The organism is Sphingobium sp. B10D7B, assembly GCF_025961955.1.
Classification (GTDB): Bacteria; Pseudomonadota; Alphaproteobacteria; order Sphingomonadales; family Sphingomonadaceae; genus Sphingobium.
Window position 1 is genome coordinate 2,694,018 of sequence record NZ_JAOQOQ010000001.1, and the last position, 23,628, is coordinate 2,717,645.

23 protein-coding genes are annotated in these 23,628 nt (G+C 66.6%); 16 read left to right on the forward strand and 7 right to left on the reverse strand.

Annotated features, from left to right (window positions below):
* Nucleotides 1–37: 37 nt before the first annotated feature.
* On the reverse strand, nucleotides 38–934 hold the full coding sequence (bla, locus tag M2331_RS12805) for a class A beta-lactamase (protein WP_181560633.1): 897 nt from the start codon (nucleotides 932–934) through the stop codon (nucleotides 38–40).
* Between the two features lie 145 nt (nucleotides 935–1,079).
* Between bla and mbhE the strand changes: the two genes are divergently transcribed.
* The 7 genes from mbhE (at nucleotide 1,080) to M2331_RS12840 (ending at nucleotide 7,420) form a co-directional block, all read left to right on the forward strand.
* Complete coding sequence (gene mbhE, locus M2331_RS12810; RefSeq protein WP_181560634.1) at nucleotides 1,080–3,809, forward strand: hydrogen gas-evolving membrane-bound hydrogenase subunit E; 2,730 nt, start codon at nucleotides 1,080–1,082, stop codon at nucleotides 3,807–3,809.
* The gene (locus tag M2331_RS12815; RefSeq protein WP_264571306.1) at nucleotides 3,806–4,186 is read left to right on the forward strand and encodes a sodium:proton antiporter; all 381 of its coding nucleotides are present in this window, start codon (nucleotides 3,806–3,808) and stop codon (nucleotides 4,184–4,186) included. The genes mbhE and M2331_RS12815 overlap by 4 nt, the downstream gene beginning before the upstream one ends.
* Nucleotides 4,179–5,663: a complex I subunit 5 family protein gene (locus tag M2331_RS12820; protein WP_181560635.1), complete on the forward strand. Its 1,485-nt coding sequence runs from the start codon at nucleotides 4,179–4,181 to the stop codon at nucleotides 5,661–5,663. Before M2331_RS12815 ends, M2331_RS12820 begins: the two co-directional genes overlap by 8 nt.
* Nucleotides 5,660–5,995: a Na+/H+ antiporter subunit E gene (locus M2331_RS12825; RefSeq protein ID WP_181560636.1), complete on the forward strand. Its 336-nt coding sequence runs from the start codon at nucleotides 5,660–5,662 to the stop codon at nucleotides 5,993–5,995. Before M2331_RS12820 ends, M2331_RS12825 begins: the two co-directional genes overlap by 4 nt.
* Nucleotides 5,992–6,267 carry a monovalent cation/H+ antiporter complex subunit F gene (locus M2331_RS12830; RefSeq protein ID WP_181560637.1) on the forward strand — a complete coding sequence of 92 codons (276 nt, stop codon included), beginning with the start codon at nucleotides 5,992–5,994 and terminating at the stop codon, nucleotides 6,265–6,267. Before M2331_RS12825 ends, M2331_RS12830 begins: the two co-directional genes overlap by 4 nt.
* The gene (gene mnhG, locus M2331_RS12835; RefSeq protein ID WP_181560638.1) at nucleotides 6,264–6,623 is read left to right on the forward strand and encodes a monovalent cation/H(+) antiporter subunit G; all 360 of its coding nucleotides are present in this window, start codon (nucleotides 6,264–6,266) and stop codon (nucleotides 6,621–6,623) included. The genes M2331_RS12830 and mnhG overlap by 4 nt, the downstream gene beginning before the upstream one ends.
* 188 nt (nucleotides 6,624–6,811) lie before the next feature.
* Nucleotides 6,812–7,420, forward strand: coding sequence for an outer membrane protein (locus tag M2331_RS12840; RefSeq protein ID WP_181560639.1), 609 nt, complete (start codon nucleotides 6,812–6,814; stop codon nucleotides 7,418–7,420).
* Between the two features lie 91 nt (nucleotides 7,421–7,511).
* On the opposite strand, the gene M2331_RS12845 is transcribed toward M2331_RS12840, so the two are convergent.
* Together M2331_RS12845 and ybaL are read right to left on the reverse strand one after the other, a co-directional pair.
* Nucleotides 7,512–8,378 carry a class I SAM-dependent methyltransferase gene (locus M2331_RS12845; protein ID WP_181560640.1) on the reverse strand — a complete coding sequence of 289 codons (867 nt, stop codon included), beginning with the start codon at nucleotides 8,376–8,378 and terminating at the stop codon, nucleotides 7,512–7,514.
* A gap of 113 nt (nucleotides 8,379–8,491) precedes the next feature.
* Nucleotides 8,492–10,144, reverse strand: coding sequence for a YbaL family putative K(+) efflux transporter (gene ybaL, locus M2331_RS12850; protein ID WP_181560641.1), 1,653 nt, complete (start codon nucleotides 10,142–10,144; stop codon nucleotides 8,492–8,494).
* Nucleotides 10,145–10,451: 307 nt separating this feature from the next.
* On the opposite strand from ybaL, the gene typA reads away from it, so the two are divergent.
* A complete protein-coding gene (gene typA, locus M2331_RS12855; RefSeq protein ID WP_181560642.1) occupies nucleotides 10,452–12,284 on the forward strand; it encodes a translational GTPase TypA in 1,833 nt (610 codons plus the stop codon).
* Between the two features lie 340 nt (nucleotides 12,285–12,624).
* Here the strand turns inward: typA and M2331_RS12860 are convergent, their stop codons facing one another.
* Nucleotides 12,625–13,248 carry a DUF4157 domain-containing protein gene (locus M2331_RS12860; protein WP_181560643.1) on the reverse strand — a complete coding sequence of 208 codons (624 nt, stop codon included), beginning with the start codon at nucleotides 13,246–13,248 and terminating at the stop codon, nucleotides 12,625–12,627.
* A 218-nt stretch (nucleotides 13,249–13,466) separates the two neighbouring features.
* Here M2331_RS12860 and M2331_RS12865 point away from each other — a divergent pair, with 218 nt between their 5' ends.
* The 7 genes from M2331_RS12865 to M2331_RS12895 all read left to right on the forward strand — a co-directional run bounded on the left by M2331_RS12865 (nucleotide 13,467) and on the right by M2331_RS12895 (nucleotide 19,623).
* The gene (locus M2331_RS12865; protein ID WP_264571314.1) at nucleotides 13,467–13,799 is read left to right on the forward strand and encodes a hypothetical protein; all 333 of its coding nucleotides are present in this window, start codon (nucleotides 13,467–13,469) and stop codon (nucleotides 13,797–13,799) included.
* 118 nt (nucleotides 13,800–13,917) lie between these two features.
* Nucleotides 13,918–14,205 carry a DUF3297 family protein gene (locus M2331_RS12870; RefSeq protein WP_181560644.1) on the forward strand — a complete coding sequence of 96 codons (288 nt, stop codon included), beginning with the start codon at nucleotides 13,918–13,920 and terminating at the stop codon, nucleotides 14,203–14,205.
* Between the two features lie 249 nt (nucleotides 14,206–14,454).
* Nucleotides 14,455–16,350, forward strand: a complete 1,896-nt coding sequence (locus M2331_RS12875) for a glycoside hydrolase family 127 protein (RefSeq protein WP_319801503.1) — start codon at nucleotides 14,455–14,457, stop codon at nucleotides 16,348–16,350.
* A 251-nt stretch (nucleotides 16,351–16,601) separates the two neighbouring features.
* Entirely contained in the window at nucleotides 16,602–17,264 is a 663-nt protein-coding gene (locus M2331_RS12880; protein WP_181561520.1) for a PepSY-associated TM helix domain-containing protein, read from the forward strand.
* Between the two features lie 14 nt (nucleotides 17,265–17,278).
* Nucleotides 17,279–17,755 carry a DUF2271 domain-containing protein gene (locus tag M2331_RS12885; protein WP_181560645.1) on the forward strand — a complete coding sequence of 159 codons (477 nt, stop codon included), beginning with the start codon at nucleotides 17,279–17,281 and terminating at the stop codon, nucleotides 17,753–17,755.
* A 30-nt stretch (nucleotides 17,756–17,785) separates the two neighbouring features.
* Nucleotides 17,786–18,634, forward strand: coding sequence for a DUF4198 domain-containing protein (locus tag M2331_RS12890; protein WP_181560646.1), 849 nt, complete (start codon nucleotides 17,786–17,788; stop codon nucleotides 18,632–18,634).
* Between the two features lie 104 nt (nucleotides 18,635–18,738).
* Nucleotides 18,739–19,623: an FAD:protein FMN transferase gene (locus tag M2331_RS12895; RefSeq protein WP_181561521.1), complete on the forward strand. Its 885-nt coding sequence runs from the start codon at nucleotides 18,739–18,741 to the stop codon at nucleotides 19,621–19,623.
* 21 nt (nucleotides 19,624–19,644) lie between these two features.
* Here the strand turns inward: M2331_RS12895 and M2331_RS12900 are convergent, their stop codons facing one another.
* The gene (locus M2331_RS12900; protein WP_264592390.1) at nucleotides 19,645–20,175 is read right to left on the reverse strand and encodes a nuclear transport factor 2 family protein; all 531 of its coding nucleotides are present in this window, start codon (nucleotides 20,173–20,175) and stop codon (nucleotides 19,645–19,647) included.
* A gap of 99 nt (nucleotides 20,176–20,274) precedes the next feature.
* Here M2331_RS12900 and M2331_RS12905 point away from each other — a divergent pair, with 99 nt between their 5' ends.
* The gene (locus M2331_RS12905) at nucleotides 20,275–20,739 is read left to right on the forward strand and encodes a hypothetical protein (protein WP_181560647.1); all 465 of its coding nucleotides are present in this window, start codon (nucleotides 20,275–20,277) and stop codon (nucleotides 20,737–20,739) included.
* Here the strand turns inward: M2331_RS12905 and M2331_RS12910 are convergent.
* Nucleotides 20,736–22,823, reverse strand: coding sequence for an AsmA family protein (locus M2331_RS12910; protein ID WP_181560648.1), 2,088 nt, complete (start codon nucleotides 22,821–22,823; stop codon nucleotides 20,736–20,738). The two genes, M2331_RS12905 and M2331_RS12910, sit on opposite strands and share 4 nt — an antisense overlap.
* 119 nt (nucleotides 22,824–22,942) lie before the next feature.
* Nucleotides 22,943–23,596 carry a YceI family protein gene (locus M2331_RS12915; RefSeq protein WP_181560649.1) on the reverse strand — a complete coding sequence of 218 codons (654 nt, stop codon included), beginning with the start codon at nucleotides 23,594–23,596 and terminating at the stop codon, nucleotides 22,943–22,945.
* Between the last annotated feature and the right edge of the window lie 32 nt (nucleotides 23,597–23,628).

The following is a 23,628-nucleotide window of genomic DNA, read 5'->3' on the forward strand; positions in this document are numbered from 1 at the left end:
AGCGCGGGAATAACGAAATCCTGGTCGCCCACGGCGATCAGGCGCTCCAACTGACTGCAAGCGCGCCCAGCGCCTTGAGCGCGGCTTCGTCTTGCGGCCGGACGTCTTCGGCGAAGGTCGGCGTCTCGACATAACCGATCACGATCAGCGGACTGTGTCCGCCCGGCGGGACCAACACCGCCAGATCGTTTGTCTTGTTGCCAACGCCCTGGCGCATCCCGGTGCCCGTCTTGTCCATGCCCTGCCAGTCGGCGGGAATGCCGGCCCTGATGCGATTGCGCCCGCTCTGGGTCTGCACCATCCAGTCCCTCAGTCGGTCGCGACTGGCCGCGCTGAGCACATCGCCAAGCACGATCTTGCGCACGGTTTGCGCCATTGCCGCTGGCGTGGTGCTGTTCTGCTCTGTGCCGGCCGGGATCACATTGATCTCCGGTTCATAGCCATCCAGCCGGCTCGTGCTGTCGCCAATCTCCCGCCAAAAGCGGGTCAACGCTTCCGGGCCGCCGAGCCGGCGCATCAGGATGTTGGCGGCGGCATTGTCGCTGGTGATCTGAATCGCCTGGGCCAAGGTGAGGATAGGCAAGCGCCCTTTGGCGAGATTTTCTTCCACCACGGGCGCGTAGGCGACGAGGTCCGCCTGACTGAAGCTCAATTCTTCCGCCAGATCGAGGCGCCCGGCGTCGCTTTCGCGCAGGGCCATCGCCGCCAAGGACAATTTGAAGGTCGAGCAGTGACAGAAGCGCTCGTCAGTCCGCCAGCCGAAGCTGCGTCCGCTGCCGGTATCGAGCACGAGCGCGCCCAGCCTGCCGCCGATCGCGCGCTCCATCGCCTGCAGGCGGGCCACCGGGTCATTCATCCCCTCCCGCTTGTCGGCACAGCCGGCCAGCAGAACACTCGCGCCCATAGCCAGGGCAAAATCGCGACGATCGATCATCCGGCTTTGATAAGCGGGACGAACCGGTTTCGCCAACCCTTCCTGACTGCGCCGCGCGTTGCCTCTGCATTCTGAGCGAGAAAACGCCCCCGCGCGGCCATTGGGTGCTGCATCATCAGGCAAAACTGTGCATTAGGTTTGTCAGATGCTGACGATATTGCTGATTTCCTTCCTCGGCGCCTGCCTGATGCCGCTACTGGCCTACGTCATTGGGCGTGGTGCGGGCATGGTGATCGCCCTCTTCCCCTTCGGCCTGCTCGCGGCGTTCGTAAACATGGCGCAGTTCGTGGAACGGGGCTGGGTGAAGGGGGAAGCAGCCGAATGGGCACCCTGGCTCGGCCTTGATTTCACGCTTCGCCTGGATGGCTTCTCCTTCCTGCTCTGCCTACTCATCACCGGGCTGGGCGGGTTGGTGACGATCTATGCCGGCGGCTATCTCACCAACAAGTCGCCGGCCGAACGTGCCCGTTTCTTCTGCTACATCCTGCTCTTTCTCAGCGCGATGCTCGGCGCGGTGCTGGCCGAGAATCTGCTCGTCTTCCTCGTCTTCTGGGAAGCGACGAGCATTCTCTCCTTCCTCCTCATCGGCTTTGAGGGACGCAGCGCCCGCGCCCGCCGGGCGGCCCTGATGTCGCTGCAGGTGACGGCGTTCGGCGGTCTCGCCTTGCTGTTGGCCGTCGCGATGATCGGCCATGTGCTCGGCACCTATTCCATGGCGCAGGCGGTGGCGCGGGTTGGCGAATTGCATGACAGCCCGTGGGGCACGGCGATCGTCGTGTGCATTTTGATCGCGGGTTTCACCAAGTCCGCGCAATTCCCGTTCCACTTCTGGCTGCCCAACGCGATGCAGGCCCCAACGCCCGCCTCGGCCTATCTGCACTCGGCGACGATGGTGAAGCTGGGCATCTATCTGCTCGCCCGGTTCGAGCCGGTGATCGGCGCGGAAAGCTGGGGACGGGGCGCGCTGATCACCGTGGCCTGCGTCACCATGCTCGTCGCCGCGTTGCAGGCCTTGCGGGCCGAGAACTTCAAATCCGCGCTGGCTTATTCCACCGTCGCATCGCTCGGCATTCTCGTGCTGCTCGTCGGGCTGGACGGGCCGGCGGCGTCGGTGGCGATGATCGGCTTCTTGTTCGCGCACGCGCTCTACAAGGCGGCATTGTTCTTCTGCGCGGGATCTGTGCTGCACGCGACGGGCCTCTACAGTTTGCGCGCTATGGGCGGGCTTGCCCGGCATCTGCCGCTGACGGCGCTGGCCTGCCTTGGCGCCAGCCTCTCCATGGCCGGCATCCCGCCGTTCATCGGATTCATCTCCAAGGAGTTCCTGTTCCAGGCGCAGTTGGAGAGCAGTTGGGAAGTCATCCCGCTGGCCATCGCCGTGATGGTCAACGCCGTCATGGTCGGCGTGGCCGGGGTGGTGACGCTGCGGCCGTTCTTCATGGGCCGCGGCAAGGTGAACAAGGTGCAGCATGGCGAGACCTTCTCGCTCGTGATGCCCCCGCTGCTTCTCTCTGCCGCCGGCCTGTTCATGAGCCTCGCGCCGGACTGGATCACGCGCGTCGCCATCCGCCCGGCGGTCGCCTCGGTCTACGGTCGGGCCGTGGAGGTGGACCTGACCGTGTGGCACGGCCTCACGCCGATGCTGCTGCTGAGCTTTGTCGTGGTCTCCATCGGCGCGCTGATCGTGGCCTTCTGGCGCAAGATCCACATCTGGCTGCGGCAGACCAAGCAGTTCAACACCTATGAGATCGAGCCGCTGTGGGAAATCAGCCTGCGCAACCTGATCCTTTCCTCCCGCAAGTTGACGGACGCGCTCCAGCATGGCGACCTGCGCCGCTATCTGCTGGCGGTGGTCGGCGGCGCCGGGTTGCTGATCGCCTGGTCGGTGGCGAAGGCCGGCGTCGCGCCTGACATCCCATTCCCCGGCGATTTCCGGCCGGGCGAGGCGCTGGTCGCGCTCATCGGGCTCGGCGGAGCCATTGCCGCTGCTCGCGCCAATACGTTGCTCAGCGGCATGATCGCCACCGGCCTTGCCGGCTTTGCCGCCGCGATTACCTTTTTGATGAACGGCGCGCCCGATCTTGCGCTCACCCAGTTCACCGTCGAAGCGCTGCTCGTCGTGCTGCTCTCCGCCCTGTTACTGGCCGTACCGCTCGCCAGCCCGGCGACCCGCACCCGCGCCATGCGCAAGCGCGATGCCCTGCTCGCAACCAGCATCAGCGCGCTGCTGTTCCTGGCGGTGATGGACATGGCCGCGCGCGAACATGTGTCCGCCGCCAGCCACTTCTTTGGTCAGATGAGCCTCGCGGCGGCGCACGGCCATAATGTCGTCAACGTCATCCTCGTGGATTTCCGCGCCATCGATACGCTGGGCGAGACAATCGTGATTGCCATTGCGGCCGTCATGGCGCGCTCGCTGCTGCGCAGCCGGGGCAGTGAAGGGCCGGTGCCCGGTCCCGAGCCGGTCCACTTCTCGCTGCAGGTTGCCGGGCGCTGGATCAGCCTGCTGCTGCTGCTCGCCTCGCTGGTCATTCTGTTCCGCGGTCATAACCAGCCAGGCGGCGGCTTCGTCGGCGGGCTGGTCGCGGCTCTCAGCTTTGCGCTGCTGGCACTGGCTTATGGCGTCAATCACGCCCAGCGCGTGCTGCGCCTGCGCACCCTGACGCTGGTGGGCCTGGGCATGCTATGCGTGCTGCTCGCTGGCCTGCCCGGCCTGATAACCGGCGAGCCATTCCTGACGCATCTCTGGTGGGAGCCGGGCGGCCTCATCCCGGCCCTCTCGACCACGTTGATCTTTGATCTGGGCGTCTATCTCGTGGTACTCGGCGCGGTGCTGGCCTTCCACTTCGGCCTCCAGCGGGAGGCGACGCGATGACCCTGCTTTATGGCGCCGTCGGCGCAGGCATCATCGCCTGCGCGCTTTACATGATCCTCTCGCGCAATCTGGTGAAGATGCTGCTTGGCTTTTCGATGCTGGCGACGGGGGTCAACATCCTCATCTTCCTTGCCGGGCGCATCCAGAGCCGGCAGCCGCCCATTGTGGGCGAAGGCCAGCGCGCGCTGGGCGAGTCCGCCGATCCGATTACGCAGGCGTTGATCCTCACGGCGATCGTCATCGGCTTCGCGCTCACGGTGATGCTCGCCGTTTTGGTGCTGCGCGCCTGGCGTCACAGCCACAGCATCGATGCGCGCAACGTCGATTCCGCCGAAGCGCTGGGCACGCCGCAGGAGCGGGAGCTGACCGATGACTGATGCGCTGCTGCTGCCCGCGCCCGTCATCCTGCCCTTCATCGGTGCGGCACTGGTGCTCATCCTGCGCGCGCGCATCGCGCTCACCCGCGCCATCGGCCTGATCACGAACGGCCTGCTATTGGTCGTCTCGCTGCTGCTCTTCGTGCAGGCCAATGGCGGCAACCTCGTCCCGCTCACCGTCTTCGGCGGCTGGCCGCACGGCATCTCGATCAGCTTCTCGGCGACGATGCCGGGGCTGGTGCTGGTGGTTGTCACGGCGCTCATCGCCTTTGCCGCAGCGATCTACGCGCTGGTCGACGTCGGCCCGCGCCGCCGCCGCGCCGGCTATGACGCGCTGATGCTGGCGATGACCGGCGCGGTGAACGGCGCGTTCCTGACCCGCGATCTGTTCAACCTCTACGTCTGGTTCGAGCTGGCGCTGATCGCCGCACTGGGCTTGCTGACGCTGGACCGCCGCCCGGCGCAGATCGACGGCGCCATCCGTTATGCCAGCTTCTCCATGCTGGCGGCGACCTTCATCCTGCTCGGCGTCGGCATGATCTACGGGATCACCGGCACGCTGGACGTCGGCGCGGCCGCCGCTGCACTCGCCAGCCGCCCGCCCAGCTTCGCCTCCGCCACAGCGACCGCGCTGCTAATGGCCGGGTTCGCGCTCAAGGCCGGGCTGTTTCCCTTCCACCTCTGGTTGCCGGCCTCCTATCATACCGGGCCACTCACCGCCGTGGCCGTGTTCGCCGGCCTGCTCACCAAGATGGGCTTTTATGCGCTGCTGCTCGTCTTCGCCGGGGTGTTCGGCGTGGGCGCGGGCGGCATCGGCGCCGCGCAGATGGTGCCAGTGTTCGGCTGGATCGCGGCGGCGACCATTCTCATCTGCTGCGCGGGCGCGCTGGCACACACAGACATGCGCCGCATCCTCGCCTACCATATCGTCGCGCAGGTGGGCTACATGACCATCGGATTGGCGATCGCCACGCGCGAGGGGATTGCCGGCGCGGTGTTCTACATGGTCCACTCGATCATCGTGCAGGCCAATCTGTTCCTTGGTGCCGGCCTGGTCCGCCGGGCCAGCGGAAGCTGGGATCTCACGCGGGCAGGCGGCATGGCGCGGACAAACCCGCTCTTTTCGCTGGTGCTCGCCGTGCCGGTGCTGTCGCTGGCGGGCATCCCGCCCCTCTCCGGCTTCTGGGCCAAGTTCATCGTCATTCGCGAAAGCTTTGATGCAGGCATGGCCTGGCTGGGCATTATCGCGCTGATCGGCGGGCTGATGACCATCGTCTCCATGTCCATCTTCTGGTCCGATGCCTGCTGGAAGGAACCGCGCGGCAAGCCGGTGCGCAAGGTGCCGCTGGCGGGGTTGATCGCCATGGCGATCCTCTCCGGCGCGACCATCGCCATCGGCCTGCTGCCACAAAGCCTGTGGACGCTCTCACTCCTCTCCAGCCGCGCGCTAGCCGCCGTCAGCGGAGGCGGCTTATGAGGCCCGCCCGCCGCCTGCGCGCCGGACTGGCGCTGGTCGCGATGTTCCTGTGGGATCTCCTCGTCGCCTCGCTCGCGGTTGCCAGGATTGTCCTGTCCCCGCGCATCCGCACCGCCCCTGCGATCATCCGCGTGGAGACGGACTTGCAGCGGCCTTGGGCCATCGCCCTGTTCGCCTATTTCATGTCGCTCACCCCCGGATCGACCTGCCTGCATGTCTCCGAGGACCAGCGCAGCCTCTACGTCCATGTGCTCAACACCGCCGATGCGGCGACGACCATCGCGCGGTTCAAGCGGATCTACGAGCGCTGGATCATGGAGTTGGAGCGATGATCGATATGGCGACGCTCACCACTGTTCTCGCCGTGCCGCTGGCGCTGGCCTTCCTGCTCGCCGGCTGGCGCATGGTGACCGGGCCGAGCTTTGCCGACCGGTTCGTGGCACTCGACATGCTGACCGCCATCGCCGTCGGGTTCGCGGCGCTGACCACGCTCGCAACCGGGCGCGGCGCCTTTCTGGACATCGCTCTCGGCATCTCGCTCATCAACTTCGTCGCCACGGCAGCCTTCGCCGTGTTCCTGGAACGCAAGCGGAGGCGGCAATGATGATCCTCGCCATAGCCCTGCTGATTGGCGGCACCGCCTTCCTACTCATCGCCGCCATTGGCATCGTGCGGCTGCGCGATCCCCTGCAGCGGATGCACAGCGCCACCAAGGCCGGCACGCTTGGCGCAACGCTGATGCTACTCGGCGTCGTGCTGGCGGCCGACATCGCGGAGCTGAACTGGACCAGCGGGCTGACGATCCTGTTCCTGCTCATCACCCTCCCGATCGGCGCGCAGCTGCTCGGCCGCGCTGCATATGTTTCCGGCACGCGACTTGAAGGGCTGGCGCATGATCCGCTCAGCGACGAACTGGAGCGCCATCCCGGCAAGCCTGATGAGCTGACACGGGACAGCTAGGCCTCAGCACCCCCGAGGACGAACGAAAAATCCTCATGTTTCGCTTGGCCAGATATGTTGCATATCTGCAACAATGCGGCGCCACTAGTGATGCATCGTAACCACGAGAAGGTTGACCCCGTTAACCGGGCTCCATAAGCGGCCCGTCCGCCTCGTGCAGAAGGCGAGATTAAAACAAGGAAAATACAATGAAACTTGCTGTTCTGGCTTCCGCAGCCGCCGTGATCGTTGCCACCCCTGCCGCTGCGCAGGAAGGCCCCACCTTCTCCGGCCTGAGCCTCGCGGTCCTCGGCGGCTATGATTCGGTGCGGCTGAGCGACGGCGTCGACAATGGAAGCAGCGATGATTTCGCTTATGGCGTGAGCCTCGGCTACAATGCCGATCTCGGTTCCGCTGTGGTTGGCGTCGAAGTGGAAGCCGCTGACTCCGAGGTCAAGGAATCGGTCACGGACCAGTTCGTGACGGGCGATGAGCTGTCCCTGTCAGCAGCGCGCGATCTGTACGTCGGCGTCCGCGCTGGCGCCAAGCTCGCCCCCAACGCGCTGATCTACGCGAAGGCCGGCTACACCAACGCCCGCCTCAAGGTGAGCTACACCGACGGCGTCGACTCCGTCAGCGACGGCGACAACCTCGACGGCTATCGTCTCGGTGCCGGCGTTGAGTACAGCTTCGGCCGCTTCGGCATCCGTGGCGAGTACCGCTTCTCCGACTATGGCAAGCTGAAGTTCGACGATGTCGACACCGGCATCAGCATGCAGCGCCATCAGGTCATGGTCGGCCTCGTCGGCAAGTTCTGATCCAGCGTTTTCGCTAAACGGGAAGGGTCGGCCTTGCGCCGGCCCTTCTTTTTGTGCGCGACATGGCCAAGCCGGGCGCGCCGGTTCCAATCTAGGCGACGACGGCGCTCACCAGCAAAGCCTTGCCGGCCAGCATGACGCCCTGGCCCGGCACATGATGTGGCGCAAAGGCCGCCGCGAGGCGAGCATGCGCCTCGGGCATCCGGTCAGACGCGACCTGATTGCCGATGTGCATGGCCGACAGCACGAAGGTCGCAGCATCCTGCGCGCTCGCGCCGGGTCCGCCGACGGGGAGGTCGCGCAGGCACGGCGCCACGTCCATCTCCGCAAAGCCGGCATGCGCCAGCACCTCTCCCAGCCATGCCGTATCGGCAAAGGCGAACGGGCCGGGCGCTCTGGGATCCGGCCGCCCATCCGGTGCCGGCAGCAGATCCTTCAGCGCCTGCTGCATCAGCTGCATCCAGGGATTTTCCGGTGGCGCCGCCCAGACCGCGAGATCGATACGGCCGCCGTCGCGAACCTGCCCGCGCAGATTGCGAAACGCCACCTTGGGCTCGGCAAAGAACATCGACCCGAAGCGCGAAAACAGCCGGTCGAATGGCGCGCCGTTGATCGGCGCGGCACCGGCGTCGGCACAGACGAAGCTGACATTCTGCAGGCCGCTGAGCGTTGCACGCGCACCGCAGGACAGGATGAGGTCGGACGAGATATCGACGCCGGTGACATGCCCGTCCGGCGCGACCGCCCGGGCAATGGCAAGGCTGGTGCCACCGCCGCCGCAGCCGACATCGATCACACGCTCGCCCGGCTGGAAGTCCGCCCGAGCCAGCGCCACCGCGCCGATCGGGTCGATCATCCCCTCAAGCCGATCCAGATTGGCGAGCCAGTTGCGCCCCATGTCGCCAGCCCAGCCTTCAGCAGTTTTGCTGATCTCCACCCCGCTGCCATCGGCACCCATGCCTTTGTCTCCCGACCCATGATGCGGCCCCTGCCGTCATGACTGTCCGGCAGGCCGCTTGCTCAATAGATGACAATGTCCCGTCCCTCTGTCGAGCGGCGATGCGCGCGACATCAAATGCTTTGCGCTTGCATGTTTCCGCGCAGCGCAAGCTCCAGCATCCGCGCCGCCAGTTCGCGCTCGCCCATCACGACGTCACCGATCCCCAGCTTGATCAGATGCTCCACCTCGCCGTCCGAATGAGCCCGCGCGACGATGCCGATCCCGGGGCGCAGCGCCCGCGCCTTCTGGGCGATGGCGCCGGCGTCGAACCCCTCGGGAATGGCGATGAGCAGGCTGGTCGCGCGGTCGATGCCTGCCGCCTCCAGCACCCGCCGGTCCAGCGCGTTGCCGGTCACGGCCTCATGACCGTCGCGCCGCGCGGCATCGGTCAGTTCGGCATTGCTCTCAATGACCACCAGGGGCTTGCCCCGCTCCCGCAGCGCCTTGGCGATGAGCCGCCCGACCCGACCATAGCCGACCAGCACGACATGCGTGAGCGTCGCAGAAGGCGCGGCGACTGGCGGCGCATCGACCTTGGCAGCCTCGCTCGCGCGATGGGTGATGTAGGAAAACAGGAACGGATGCAGGAAGATCGAGATGATCGCGCCGGCCAGAATCAGGTCGCGCGCTTCGGACGGAAGCACGCCGAGGCCAAAACCCAGCGTGACGAGAATGAACGAGAATTCGCCGATCTGCGCGAGGCTGGCTGCAACCGTCATCGCCGTCTCGCGCGGATAGCCGGAGACGCGGACGATGGCATAGGCAGCGAGCGATTTGCCGACCGTAATGATCAGCACCGTGGCGAGCAGCGGCAAGGGCTGGCGAAGGATGACCATCGGGTCGAACAGCATGCCGACCGAGACGAAGAACAGCACCGCGAACGCATCCCGCAACGGCAGCGTCTCCTCCGCCGCGCGCCGGCTGAGCGGGGTTTCGCCGAGGATCATGCCCGCAAAGAAGGCCCCGAGCGCGAAGGACACATCGAAGATGAAGGCCGACCCGGCGGCAACGCCCAGCGCAATCGCCAGCACCGCGAGGCGGAACAGCTCGCGCGAGCCGGTATGCACCACCCAGTGTAGCGCCCAGGGAATGATCCGGCGCCCGACCAGCAACATCACCGCGACAAAGCCGCTCACCTTGATGATGGTCATCAGCACTGGCCAACCCATCGCCGAGAGGCCTTCGCTCTGCGGATCGAGCGCAATGCCGGCCAGTACCGGCAGCAGCACCAGCGCCAGGACCATCACCAGATCCTCGACGATCAGCCAGCCCACGGCGATGCGCCCGCGCTCCGTCTCGACCAGATCGCGTACCTGCAAGGCCCGCAGCAGCACGACGGTACTCGCGACAGACAAAGCGAGGCCGAAGATGAAGCCGGAAAGCACGCCCCAGCCCATCAGCCAGGCGAGTCCCATACCTAGCACAGTGGCCGTCGCGATCTGTACAATCGCGCCAGGCACGGCGATGCGGCGCACCGCCATCAGATCCTTCACCGAAAAATGAAGCCCGACGCCGAACATCAGGAGGATGACGCCGATTTCCGCAAGTTCATTGGCCAGGCTGGGGTCAGCGACGAAGCCGGGCGTGAACGGCCCCACCATCACGCCGGCAACGAGATATCCGGCAATCGGCGAGACCCGCAGCCGCATCGCCAGCGCGCCCATGAAAAAGGCAGCGACAAGGCCGGCGACGACAGTGGCAATAAGCGGCGTGTAATGCGGCATTCTGTACGGCAGCTCCTGTTGAGGCGAAATCCTATGGTGCGGAACGCGAATGTTGCAGCGTCTCTGCCAGAAAGGCATCGCACGACGCCGCAACCATCGCTTCGTCGCAAGGACTTTAATGGCTTGACGGCCATGCGCAACGATGGTCATTGCCTTCAAGCACTTAGGCTGGCCGCACCGACTATGACGAGGCCGCGGACCATCCGCGTTGCTGGCCGTTGCGCCGAGCGCCGCTTTCCGCTAAGGGCCGCGAGAAATTCCGGCCGGATGACCCGTGTCGGCCGTCCACAAGCCCAGAGAGATTATCATGAGCCCCCGTCCCAACGCTCTGCGGAACGTTGCCATCATCGCGCACGTCGATCATGGCAAGACCACCCTCGTCGACCAGCTTTTCCGCCAGTCCGGCACTTTTCGAGACAATCAGCGCGTCGATGAGCGGGCGATGGACTCCAACGATCTGGAGAAGGAGCGCGGGATCACGATTCTCGCCAAGCCCACCTCCATCGAGTGGGAAGGCACGCGCATCAACATCGTCGACACGCCCGGCCACGCCGACTTCGGCGGCGAGGTGGAGCGCATCCTCTCGATGGTCGATGGGGTGGTGCTGCTGGTGGACAGCTCGGAAGGCGCGATGCCGCAGACCAAGTTCGTGACCGGCAAGGCGCTGGCCCTCGGCCTGCGTCCAATCGTGGTCGTCAACAAGGTCGACCGGCCCGATCAGCGCATCCAGGAAGTGCTGGACGAGGTGTTCGATCTGTTCGTGAGCCTCGACGCGACCGACGAGCAGCTCGACTTCCCCGTGCTCTATGCCTCCGGCCGCAACGGCTATGCCAGCACCGACCCGACCAAGCGCGAAGGCACGCTGACGCCGCTGTTCGAGACGATCGTCAACCATGTGCCGCCGCCGGCGCTGGACATCGACGCGCCGTTCACCTTCCTGGTAACGCTGCTGGACCGCGACAACTTCCTCGGCCGTATCCTCACGGGCCGCGTGACCTCCGGCACCGTGAAGATCAATCAGCCCATCCATGCGCTGGACATGGACGGCAAGGTCATCGAGACCGGCCGCGCCTCCAAGATCATGACGTTCCAGGGCCTCGACCGCGTGCCGGTCGATGAAGCGCGCGCCGGCGACATCATCAGCCTCGCCGGCCTGACCGTCGCCACCGTGGCCAACACCATTGCCGACACCTCGGTCTCCGAGCCGATCAAGGCGCAGCCCATCGATCCGCCGACGCTCTCCATGCGCTTTGCGGTCAACGATTCGCCGATGGCGGGCCGCGAGGGCGACAAGGTGACCAGCCGCATGATCCGCGACCGCCTGTTCCGCGAAGCCGAGAGCAATGTCGCGATCAAGGTCACCGAGAGCGCGGACAAGGACAGCTTCGAGGTCGCCGGTCGCGGCGAGCTTCAGCTGGGCGTGCTGATCGAGACGATGCGCCGTGAAGGCTTCGAGCTCGGCATTTCGCGCCCGCGCGTGCTGTTCGGCGAGGACGAGAACGGCAACCGCACCGAACCTTATGAGACGGTCGTCATCGACGTGGACGATGAATTCTCGGGCACGGTTGTCGACAAGATGAACCAGCGCAAGGCCGAGATGACCGACATGCGGCCCTCGGGTGGCGGCAAGACCCGCATCACCTTCTCGGCGCCCTCGCGCGGCCTCATCGGCTATCATGGCGAGTTCCTCTCCGACACGCGCGGGACCGGCATCATGAACCGGCTGTTCGAGAAATACGGTCCCCACAAGGGCAAGATCGAAGGCCGCAAGAACGGCGTGCTGATCTCCAACGGCGCCGGCGAGGCCAATGCATATGCGCTCGGGCCCCTTGAGGAGCGCGGTGTGCTGATGGTCGGCGTGGGCGAGGCGCTCTACGAAGGCATGATCATCGGCGAGAACGCCAAGCCGGAAGACCTTGAGGTCAACCCGATGAAGTCCAAGGCGCTCACCAACTTCCGCGCCAGCGGCAAGGACGACGCCGTCCGCCTGACGCCGCCGTGGAAGCTGACGCTGGAGCAGGCCATCGCCTATATCGACGATGACGAACTGGTCGAGGTGACGCCCAAGACCATCCGCCTGCGCAAGCGCTACCTCGACCCCAACGAGCGCAAGCGCGCCTCGCGGTCCAAGGCCGCTTGAGCCAAGGGGCGCTTGTCCAACCGGACGAGCGCCCTTTTTTTTGGGGGAAGAGGCGGCGTGCGCCGAACGACCCCATTCCCAGTCCCGCTCAAGGGCGTTGTGCGCGCGAGGGACAAGCTCCAAACCCTCTCCCCTTGAGGGAGAGGGATGCGCAGACTTGGCAGCCTGCTGCCTTAGTCGAAGCTGGGAGAGGGGTAAGCGATCCAAAGGATCTCGAGGATCAGAGATCCGCCACCCCTCATCCAACTCCGCCTAACCGCCAGATGGCGACAAGGCTCCGTATCCTTCTCCCTCAAGGGGAGAAGGTTGAATTTGACCCGCGCCACATCGTCCTCGCAACCTAGCGCGCAGGCGTGGGCGTTGCTGTCCCAGTCGTCCGCATCGCGGCGACAACCCGTTCCGCCTCGGCATGGGCCTCCGCCTCGACACCCTGATAATCCCGCGTGTAGCGCTGGGCGAAGCCCTGGACGCCCCATTGGCGATACTGGTGCACATGATGCAGCTCATGCGCCCAGAGGCCGACATCCGGGGCGGCATCCTCGGCGGAGCGGAAGAGCACCACATCGTCCAGCGTGATCGCCGCGGCATTGCTGCGGTTGAAGGTATTGGTCTGCAGGCTGAACTCGTGACCCTGGCCAACGCGATAGCGCACGCGGTCCAGCAGGGCGTCCGGCATATGGCCGCGCAGCCGAGCGCGAATGGCGGGCGGGATCGGCTCGACGCCGGCGGCCACCGCATCGTTCCGCGAGGCGGTGATCCAGCTCGCCAGCGCCTGCGCCGCGAACAATTGCCCCGCACCCTGCAGATCAGTCAGCAAGCGCCGGCCGGCCTCGTCAAATGCCGGTACGACCTGGCGGGCGGCGTCCTGAGCCCGCGCGGGAACGGTGAAACCGGATGCGGGAATCAGAAGCCCCACCGCGGCAAGCGGCACGACCAGCAGGGAGGGAAAGGAGAAACGGGGCATGACACCACCTCTACGTCCGCACGGCTGAACCCGCTTTTAACGCCTTACGCGTCCCACGCCCTTCGCGACCATCCTTCCACACATATCACCGCATCCAGGGCACGCCCCATGGGCAGATGAACGGCCTGTTTCGCGGGCGTTCAGGCCGGTCTGGCAGAAAGGATGGATCGGACGAGCGAGGCCGCGCGCAACGCCGACATTGGACACAGGAGAATGACATGCCTCTTACCCCCCGCCTCGCTTCGGTCGCCTTCGCCGTTGCGGCCACATTCGGCCTCATGCCGCTCGCTGCGGCACCGGCTCAGGCCCAAAGCAGCCTGTCGATCAGCTATCGGGATTATGATCGTGGCGCCTATCGTGATGGCTACCGCGACGTCCGCCGCGACCGCCATTATCGCGAACGGTCTTATCGCAGCGACCGCCGGGACTGGCGACGTCACGACCGCGGCTATCGTAGCGGCTACGGCTATAACGACCGTCGCCGCTGCTGGACCGAAACCCGCTGGGACCGCTGGCGCGGCGAGCGGTATCGCGTGCGCATCTGCCGCTGATCATGCCAACCGCACGACCGGGGCCGGACAGTCTCCGGCCCGGCCGCCCTCGCGGACTGCCCCATGCGCGCTCCTGAGAAGCGTTGACTGGCCGAAAGCTCTTCGGCAAGGACGAGCCATGGTTGATACTCCCGCATCCGACACGCCCGCCGCACCGCAGAGCGAGACGCCGCCCGACCGCCTCTCCACGAATCCGCGCAGCCCGCATTTCGACATGGAGACGCTGCAGCGGGGTATCGGCATCCGCTTCAAGGACCGGGTGCGCACCGATGTGGAAGAATATTGCATCTCCGAAGGCTGGATCCGCGTCGCCGCCGGCAAGACCCGCGACCGCCATGGCCAGCCGCTGACCATCAAGCTCTCCGGCCCGGTCGAGGCGTGGTTCGAGGACATCAAGCAGGATTGAGCCCTGATGGCCCGCGACAGGCGCGCGGGCCAAACCATCTGCGTTGATGGCCTCGCCGATAGTGGCGGATGATCGCCATCCGATCGAAAGAATTGCCTTCCCGCCCGCCTCGTTTATGGTAGCGTTATCAAACGCGAAGTTGACGCGACTGGGGAGGATCAGATGGCGGCTATGTCCTGTCATATGCATGCAAGGGGCGTGTCGTCGTCTCGCCGTGAATTGCTGGCTTCCGTAGCCTCGGCCACGCTGGTGAGCAGGGTTCTCGCGCCAGTCACCGCGCGTGCGGCCCTGCCCTTTCCTGCTAAACCCAAGGGCGCGCTCAGCGTGGCGCCGCGTCTTCAGCCCTTCGACATGGCAGATGTGACGCTGCTGGACAGTCCGTTTCTCGCCGCGCAGCGGGGCACGGAAGCCTATCTGCTTTCGCTCGAGCCGGACCGGATGCTGGCCAATTTCCGCACAAATGCCGGGCTCGCTCCCAAGGCGCCGGTCTATGGCGGCTGGGAATCCGAGGCGACCTGGGCTGACATCCACTGCCACGGCCACACGCTCGGCCATTATCTCTCCGCCTGCGCACTGATGTTCCGGTCCACCGGCGATGGGCGATTCAAGCAGCGCATCGATTATATCGCCGACGAGCTGGATGCCTGCCAGCGCGCATCCGGCGTGGGGCTGGTCTGCGCCTTTCCTGAAGGCGCCGCGCTCGTCGCCGCGCATATCAGGGGCGAGCCGATCACCGGCGTCCCCTGGTATACGCTGCACAAGATTTTCGCCGGACTGCGCGATGCCTGGCAGCTTGCCGGCAGCGACACCGCCCGTCTCGTGCTGCTGCGCATGGCCGATTGGGCGGTGGTTGCCACCCGGCCGCTCGACACCGCCGCCTTCGAGGCGATGCTTGCCACCGAGCATGGTGGCATGAACGAAGTGCTCGCCGATCTCTATGTGCTGACTGGCAAGGCCGATTATCGCACGCTCGCCGAGCGCTTCTCGCAGAAGGCGGTGATGGAGCCGGCCGCCAAGGGGCGGGACCTGCTGGATGGCATGCACGCCAACACACAGGTGCCCAAGTTCGTCGGCTTCCAGCGCGTCTATGAGGTGAATGGCGATAAGGCTTATGGCGATGCCGCGGCCTTCTTCTGGCGCACGGTCGCCCGCACCCGCTCCTATGCGACGGGCGGCCATGGCGATGCCGAGTTCTTCTATCCGCCGGCAGACTTCGCCGCGCATGTCTTCTCGGCCAAGGGCTCTGAAACCTGCGGCCAGCATAATATGCTCAAGCTCACCCGCGCGCTGTTCCTGCACGATCCGCAGGTGGAGCTGGCCGACTTTTACGAGCGCGCGCTCTATAATGGCATTCTGGCGTCACAGGACCCGGAGACCGGCCTCGTCACCTATTTTCAGGGCGCGCGGCCGGGCTACATGAAGCTCTATTGCAGCCAGATCGATTCCTTCTGGTGCTGCACCGGATCCGGCATGGAGAACCATGCGAAGTATCGGGACTCCATCTATTTTCATGATGCCGAGGCGCTGGTCATCAACCTGTTCATCCCCTCATCGGTGCGCTGGCGGGAGAAGGGCGCGGTGCTGACCCAGACAACCCACTTCCCCGAAGAACCGTCCACCACCCTGCGCTGGTCTCTGGCCCGCCCCATCCGCGCGACCCTGCGCCTGCGCCACCCGCGCTGGAGCCGGACGGCGCGCGTCAGCCTGAACGGCGTCCCGCTGGCGCAATCGACGAAGCCGGGCAGCTATCTGGAGCTGGACCGCAGCTGGCGGGATGGCGACATGCTGACGCTCGAACTCGACATTCAGGTGCGCGCCGAGGAATCGCCCGTTGCGCCGGGGATCGTCGCGTTCACTTATGGACCGGTGGTGCTCGCTGGCGCACTCGGCACGGAGGGGCTGGCACCGGGATCGGATGTGGTCGTCAACGAGCGCCTCTATGGCCAGTATATCGATACGCCCTTCTCCCCGCCCCAACTGGCGGGCGATGCCGAGACGATCGCGGGGCAGCTCCGCCCCGGCGCCGCCCCGCTGGAGTTCATGATCCCCGACCGGGAGGGCCGCCCCGTGCGGCTGATCCCCTATTACCAGATCCGTCACGAACGCTACGCAACCTATTGGCCGCTGCAGCCTGCCACCGGTTGAGGATCGCTCCAGAATCTCCTGATCGGCCTGTGCTTCAGAGCGGCTTAGCGGTCCCATACCGCGATCTCGTCTTGCGAATGCTTCTCAATATATGCAATGGAGGCGCTCGAACATGATTCGCGCAGGCTGATCGCTGCGCGTCGCCAATCATCGTCGGGGGGCATGTGGACGGACAGCGGGTGGACAGGCAGCGGGCGGATGAGCCGGCAGCGTCGGCAGGCGGCGCGGCAGCCATCGCGCGCGGGGCGTCCGTGTCGGCATCTCCCTCCAGTGCCGCTCGGCCCACGCAAAAGGCCCCGGGCAAGCGCAAGGCGCGCGCCTTCTGGCTCAAGCAATTGCACAGCTGGCACTGGATCAGCGCGGCGATCTCGCTGATCGGCATGATGTTGTTCGCGATCACCGGCATCACGCTCAACCACGCCGATTCCATCGGTGCCGCGCCGAAGGTCGAGGAGCGAACCGCGACCCTGCCGTCCGCCCTGCTCGCCCAGATCGAGGCGGCGCCTGCTTCAGCCGATGCGCCGCTGCCCGCCCCGGTCGCCGCGCATCTGCGTCAGGCAGTCTCGCTCGACGCAACCGGGCGCGCGGCGGAATGGTCGGACGAGGAGGTCTATGTCGCCCTGCCCGGCCCAGGCAGCGATGCGTGGATCACCATCGATCGCGCGACCGGCGCCGTGACGGCCGAGCGCACCGATCGCGGCTGGATTTCCTACTTCAACGATCTGCACAAGGGCCGCAACACCGGCGGCACGTGGAGCTGGTTCATCGACATCTTCGCTGTCGCCTGCATCGTCTTCACCCTCACCGGCCTGCTGCTGCTCCAGCTTCACGCCCGGCATCGCCCCTCCACCTGGCCGCTGGTCGGGCTGGGGCTGCTCATCCCGCTCGTCATCGCCCTGCTGTTCATTCACTGAGGACCCGCTCTCCCATGAAGAAGACTTCCCTCGTCCTTGCCGGTCTCGTCGCCACGCCTGCCACGGCCGGCACGATCAGCGTGACCATTCCCCGCCTCAATGTCGCCGAATATCACCGCCCCTATGTCGCGGCATGGGTCGAGCCGACCGGCGGCGGCGCGGCGCAGACCATCTTCGTCTGGTATGACGTCAAGCTGCAGGGCCGCGAGCCTGGCACGAAGTGGCTCTCCGATCTGCGCACATGGTGGCGCAAGGGCGGCCGCAGCCTCAAGCTGCCCGCCGATGGCGTGAGCAGCGCCACCCGCGCACCGGGCACCCACAAGATCGCCCTGCCCGCCACGCTCAAGCCGGGCCAGTACACGCTCTATGTGGAAGCCGCGCGCGAGACCGGCGGGCGCGAGATCGTCTCCATTCCGCTGCAGGTGCCCGCCAAGGGCGGCTCCGCCACCGGCAAGTCCGAACTGGGCGCCATCACCATTTCCGCTCGCTGAGCTTTCCAAGACCCGAAAGGCCACGACCCCATGCGCATCAAGACCGCTCTGCTTGCCGCCGCCGCGCTGATCGCCGCCACGGCGATGCCCGCCAATGCTCACCGCCAGTGGCTGCTCCCCTCCGGCACCATCTTCTCGGGCGAAGACCCGTGGGTGACGGTGGACGCGGCCAGCTCCAATGACCTCTTCTACGCCGATCACAACGCCATGCGGCTCGAAGCCGTCAAGGCCTGGCGGCCGGACGGCAGCGAAGCGCAGATCAAGAATGCCGCCACCGGGCGCTATCGCTCCGTGTTCGACGTGCAGCTCGACCAGCCGGGCACCTGGCGGATCGGCAGCGCGCAATCGGGCGTGATGGGCACGTTCAAGGTCGATGGCGTGGAGTGGCGCCTGGGTGGACGGCGCGGACCGCCGCCGGCACCGGGCGCGCAGGCTCCCGCCAATCAGGTGAGCAGCGTCACGGAGATCCCGGCCAATGCGACCGACCTCAAGCTGACCGAAACCAGCGGTCGCAACGAGTTCTTCGCCACCAAGGGCGAGCCGAGCGCCATCAAGCCGCTGGGCAAGGGCCTGGAGATGGTGCCGATCACCCATCCCGCCGAGCTGGTGCAGGATGAGCCGGCCAAGCTGCGCTTCCTGGTCGATGGTCAACCGGCGGCCGGCCTCAAGGTCACGCTGGTGCCGGGCGGCAAGCGCTATCGCGACAATGAGGGCGTGTTCGAGGTGACCACTGATGCCGACGGCGTGGCCACGGTGAACTGGCCGATGGCGGGCATGATCTGGCTCAATGCCTCGCTGAGCGACGACAAGCCGGCGACCCCGCGCGTCACGGCGCGGCGGATGAGCTACACCGCCACGCTGGAAGTGATGGCCCCCTGAGCGTGCTCGGCGCCGTTCCGCGCATCGTCGTGCCCCCGATCCAGTCCGGCGCCCTCGCCGGGATCGACCCGGGCGCGCCGGTGCGGGAGATCGGTGGCGAGACCATGGGCACCATCTGGCGGGCGCGCTTCTGCGCCCCGCCGGATGTGGACGCCGAAGGGCTCAAGCAGGATGTGCAGGCACGGCTCGATGCCATCGTGGCGGATATGAGCCACTGGGCGCCGGATTCCGCCCTCAGCTGCTTCGGCGCGGCGCCTGCTGGGCAGTGGGCCACCTTGTCCGCAGACTTTGCCGCCGTGATGGCGACCGGCCTCGCTCTTGCCGAGCGTACCGATGGCGCGTTCGATCCGGCCATCGGGCGCTTGACGGATCTCTACGGGCTGGGGCCCATCCCCATGCAAAGCGAACCGACGGACGAAGCGCTTTCGCAGGCGCTGGCCCGATCGGGCTGGCGACGCCTCGCGTTCGAGCCAACGACTCGCCGGTTGCGTCAGCCGGGCGGGCTGTGGCTGGACCTCTCAGGCATCGCCAAGGGCTATGCCGTCGATGCTGTGGCGGACCTGCTGGCCGAGCGCGGCGTGGCGCATTGCCTCGTCGAAGTAGGCGGCGAACTGGTGGGCCGCGGGATGCGTCCGGATGGCGACCCGTGGTGGGTCGACCTTGAAATTCCGCCGTCCATGCGCGCCCGGCCGATCCGCATCGCCCTGCATCAACTGGCCGTTGCGACCTCCGGCAATTATGTGCGCGGCGCCCACACGCTCGATCCGCGCACGGGGCGGCGGGTGGAGAACGGCGTTGCCTCGGTCAGCGTCCTCCACGCCCGCGCCATGGATGCCGACGCCTGGGCCAGCGCGCTCACCGTGCTCGGGCTCCACGCTGGCGCCGCCTTGGCGATCCGCGAGGGTCTGGCCGTCCACATGCTCGCCCAGGACGGCGCGACGACCCGTGAATGGATCAGCCCTGCGCTGGCGGAGATGCTGGGCGATTGAGCCCCGCCAGTTACTTCGCCTTCATTTCCCCATTTCATTGGGATCGAACTTGAGCATCGCCGCGCTTTTGAGTGCCGGGTCCCAATGTTCGGCGATCAGGCCGTTTTCGATCCGGTACACATCGAACCAGCTGGTGACATAGGGCTTGCCCGCCTCGTCCTTCATCGGGCGCTCGCTCATCACCAGCACATAATCGCCCTCTGCTACGATCCTGATGATCGGCAGCGTGATAGTCGGCGAAATCGGGCGGGCGGGGCGTGAGCCGCGCAGGAAGGCCGCCAGCGCATCCCGGCCCGAGGCGACATTGGGATTATGCTGGATATATTCCGGCGTGAAGAAGCGCTCGACCAGATCGGCATGGCCGCCCTGCACGATATGGCGATACATGTCGTAAACGAGCTTCTTGTTGGCGGCGAGCTTTGGGTCCGGGCTGGCGAGCATCGCCTGCTGCGCCTCGGCCGAGGCCGCGACCTGAGCATGCCCCGGGCTGGTGACCATGGTCATGGCAATTAACAGCGCCGCGATGGCCGGAATGCGTGCGAAAACCCTCATGCTCTCTCCCCTCTCCATTCCGCCCGTGCGTCCCGTGCCGGCGGCTCTGGCCTTTGTGCCCCAAAAGTCCCATGCTGGCGAGCCTGAGGGAGAGACCGCATGGACGATCGCAACAATCGCCGGGCCGTAGACCTGCTCAACAGCTTCCCGTTGCTGCTCATTCCGGTGCTGATCTACAATCTGGTGGCGCTGTTCGCCGGCGCGCCGCAGCCGGATCAGACCGAGCCGGCGCTGGCCGCCGTGATGCGGGGCGAGGCTTTCACGCTGCCCATGCTCTCGGGCGTGGTGCTGATGCTGAGCTGGGGTGACATGCTGTTGCTGCTCACCATCGTCTTCCTGCTGGTCGAGGTGGTGCGATCGACGCGGCGCGGGGCATCCTCCATCGCCAATCTACTGCTGACCATGGCGGTGTTTCTGCTCTGCGCAGTAGAGTTTTTCGTGATGCCGCGCTTTGTGAGCGCCACCTTCTTCCTGCTCACGATGATCGTGCTGCTCCATGGCCTGACCGGCCTGTCGCTGTGGCTGGCGGACCGGCGCCAGACCGGAGCGACGCCGGCCGCCTAGCGCGAGGCCAGTTCCGCAGGCTTCGGCGCCGGGCCAGCCGCCGCCGCGTCGGCCGTTGCCCCGCCGCGCAGCAGCGTCCCGCAAGCCGGGGCCTGCGCTTCGTCCGGGTCGACAAAGCCGAAGATAGCCCGCACATCCGGCAGCATCATGGATAAGCCGAACAGGCGCTGGGGCCGGAACAGATCGACCGGCTCGCGCAGCACGGTCGGCGCGGCCAGCGTGCCGCCGATCAGGATCGGCGAGGGGCGACCGAACCATTCGCGGGTCTTGCCCTGCGCCTGCAAGCGCAGATCGAGCCGCTCGCCGCGCAGATCGAACTCGCCGCGCCCGGTGACGACATGACCATCGGTATCGATCAGGATCGGGTCGGCCGTCGCCAGCCCGTCGCGGACCGAAAAGGCGATCAGTCCGCAATTGAGGTGGGTCGCGTTATTCGCAGCCTCGCCATCGCCGCCGATCCCCAGGCGCTGGCCGAGGCGCCAGAATATCCCTCCCGTCCAATCCACGCCGTTGCCGCTGCGCGTGCCGAACATCGCAGCACGCAGATTGGTCATATCCAGCTCCGATGCGCTCGCCCGTGCCATGCCCACGCGCCCGGCCGGCAGCACCAGGGCGATGCGGCCATCGGCATGACCGAGCGTCTCGCGCAGGGTCTCGCCGCGCCCGCTCAGCTGGATGCGCCCGCGTGCCAGCGCCGTCGTCTGGCGCGGGGCGAGGCCCCAACTGGCCAGCAGCGGCCCCATCGGCGTGGGCGAGAGGCGAATATCGTAGCGGGCAAGCGCCGGGCCTTGCCGCGCATCGATGTAGATATCCGATGAGACGAACCCGCCGGCGAGATCGACACTGGCCGGCGACAGCATGAACCGCCCATCGATAAGCGCGAGCCGCATGGCGAGATGCGCGGGCTTGAACGCGGAGGCCGCGTCCCCGACGCCCTCGATCTGCTCGGCCTTATAGTCGACCACGGCATCGAAACTGCGCAGCGCCTCGGGAGACAGGGTGGCATCCGGCAGCAATGAGGCGACCGGTTGAGGGCCTTCATCACCGGATGGGGACGTCGCACTGCGCAGCCCCAGCACAGCCATGCCGTCCGCCAGATGCAGGGCCTCGGACGCCAGAGACGCCACCACGCGCGGACGGGCGCCGCGTTGATCGAGCGTGAGGCTGCCGCTGAGATCGGTCTCGCCAAGCTGCCCTGCGATGCGGCTGAAATGCCAGCCGCCACGCCGTTGCGCGAGCCGGGCCGTCAGCGAAAAGGAGGGCGCCGCCGGAAGATCGATGCGCGCCAGTGCCGCCAGCGCGGCAAGGTCGGGACCGCGCGCCGTCACGCGCAGGTCCGCCCCGGCCAGCCGGAACGGGCTGTCGCTTTCCCCTTCCAGCCGCAGGTCCAGTGTCTCCGCGCCCGCGCGCAAGGCAAAGCGGAACGGTTGCCCTTCGGCCGAGTTGCTGGAGCCATTCATGCGGAAGCCATCACCGACAAGACTGGCCCGCCCGGTGAAACGCACCGCGCCCGGACCGCTGCCGACCAGCTTGAGCCAGCTCTCGATCCCGTCGCGCTCGTCCCGGTAGCGCAGCACGACATCGTCCGCGTCCACCCGCTGCACGCCAGCGACGGCAAACAGACCGTCCTTGCCACCGAGTTTCCAGTTGGCCGCGCCCGTGCTCGCCTGCCGCTCCAGATCGAGCGTGCCGCCGCGCAACCCGAGCGCACGCGGGCCAGGGCGCCCGATCAGCAGATCGAATGTGGAGAAGCGCGCCGTCAGAGCGCGGACATTGAGCAGATCGGGCGCCTGCGCCCAACCGGCATTGGCGATACGCACATCGTCCGCAGCCAGTTGCAGGGAGAAAGGCGTCACCAGCAGGCGGACATCGCCCTCGATCGCGACGGTACGGCCCAGCGCTATGCTCGCCCGGCGCTCGATCGGCTCGCGCAGCAGCGCGGTGCCAAGACCGGCGGCCAGCCCGGCCCAGCCGAGCAGCGGCACAGCCAGCGCTGCCCAGAGCAGCGGACGGCGACGGCGCGCGGCCCAAGGCGTGGCAGGGTGAGGATCGCCCAAGGGCGGCAGGTGCGGGGGTGCGGTCACGGCGCGCCTGCACTGGCGCGCCGGATCGTCAGCGCTGCCGCCGCCCCACGCTCATCCCCGGAGTTCATGCCGCCGCACTAGCGCCGGCAAGCTGAACCGCCGCTGAGCGCTGGCGCGACCTACTTCTCGAAGGCCGCGCTTATGGTGAGTTCGACCCGGTCGGAGACGATGGGGATCGCATAGGTTATGCCGAAATCCGACCGCTTGATCGCCGCCGTCGCCTCGAAGCCGAGCGTCGCCTTGCCGTTATAGGGATGCTTGCCGGCCCCGGTGAATTCCGCTTCAAGCACCACCGGCTTGGTCACGCCGTTGAGTGTCAGGTCGCCGGTGATCTTCGCAGCCGTGGCACTTGTCGCGACGACGCTGGTGGAGACGAAGCGGGCCGGCGCCGGATCGGGGCCGAAAAAGTCCGGTTTACCGCCATCCTTGCCCGCGCGCAGCAAATGGCCGTTGAGGCCGGCACTGGCCGTCACCACGTGCGCGACCGGAATGGACACATCCACCTTCGCGGCTGAGAGCTTGGCCGGATCGATCTCCAGTGTGCCGGTGATGTCCCCGAAAATGCCGAAATAGTCGTTGAAGCCGAAGTGGTTGGCGCGCCAGCCGACGAGCGTATGGCCCGCATCGGCCTTGTAGGTGCCGGCCGCGACCCGGCTGACATCCTTCTGCCCGGGCAGTTGCGCCTCATTCTGCGCGGCCAGCGGCGCCACCACGAGAATGGCCGGCAGGGCCACCAATGCGGTCGCCAGAGCGATCTTCGTTCTTTTCATCATTCCACGGTCCTCCAACCAGTCAAGAAAAGGCG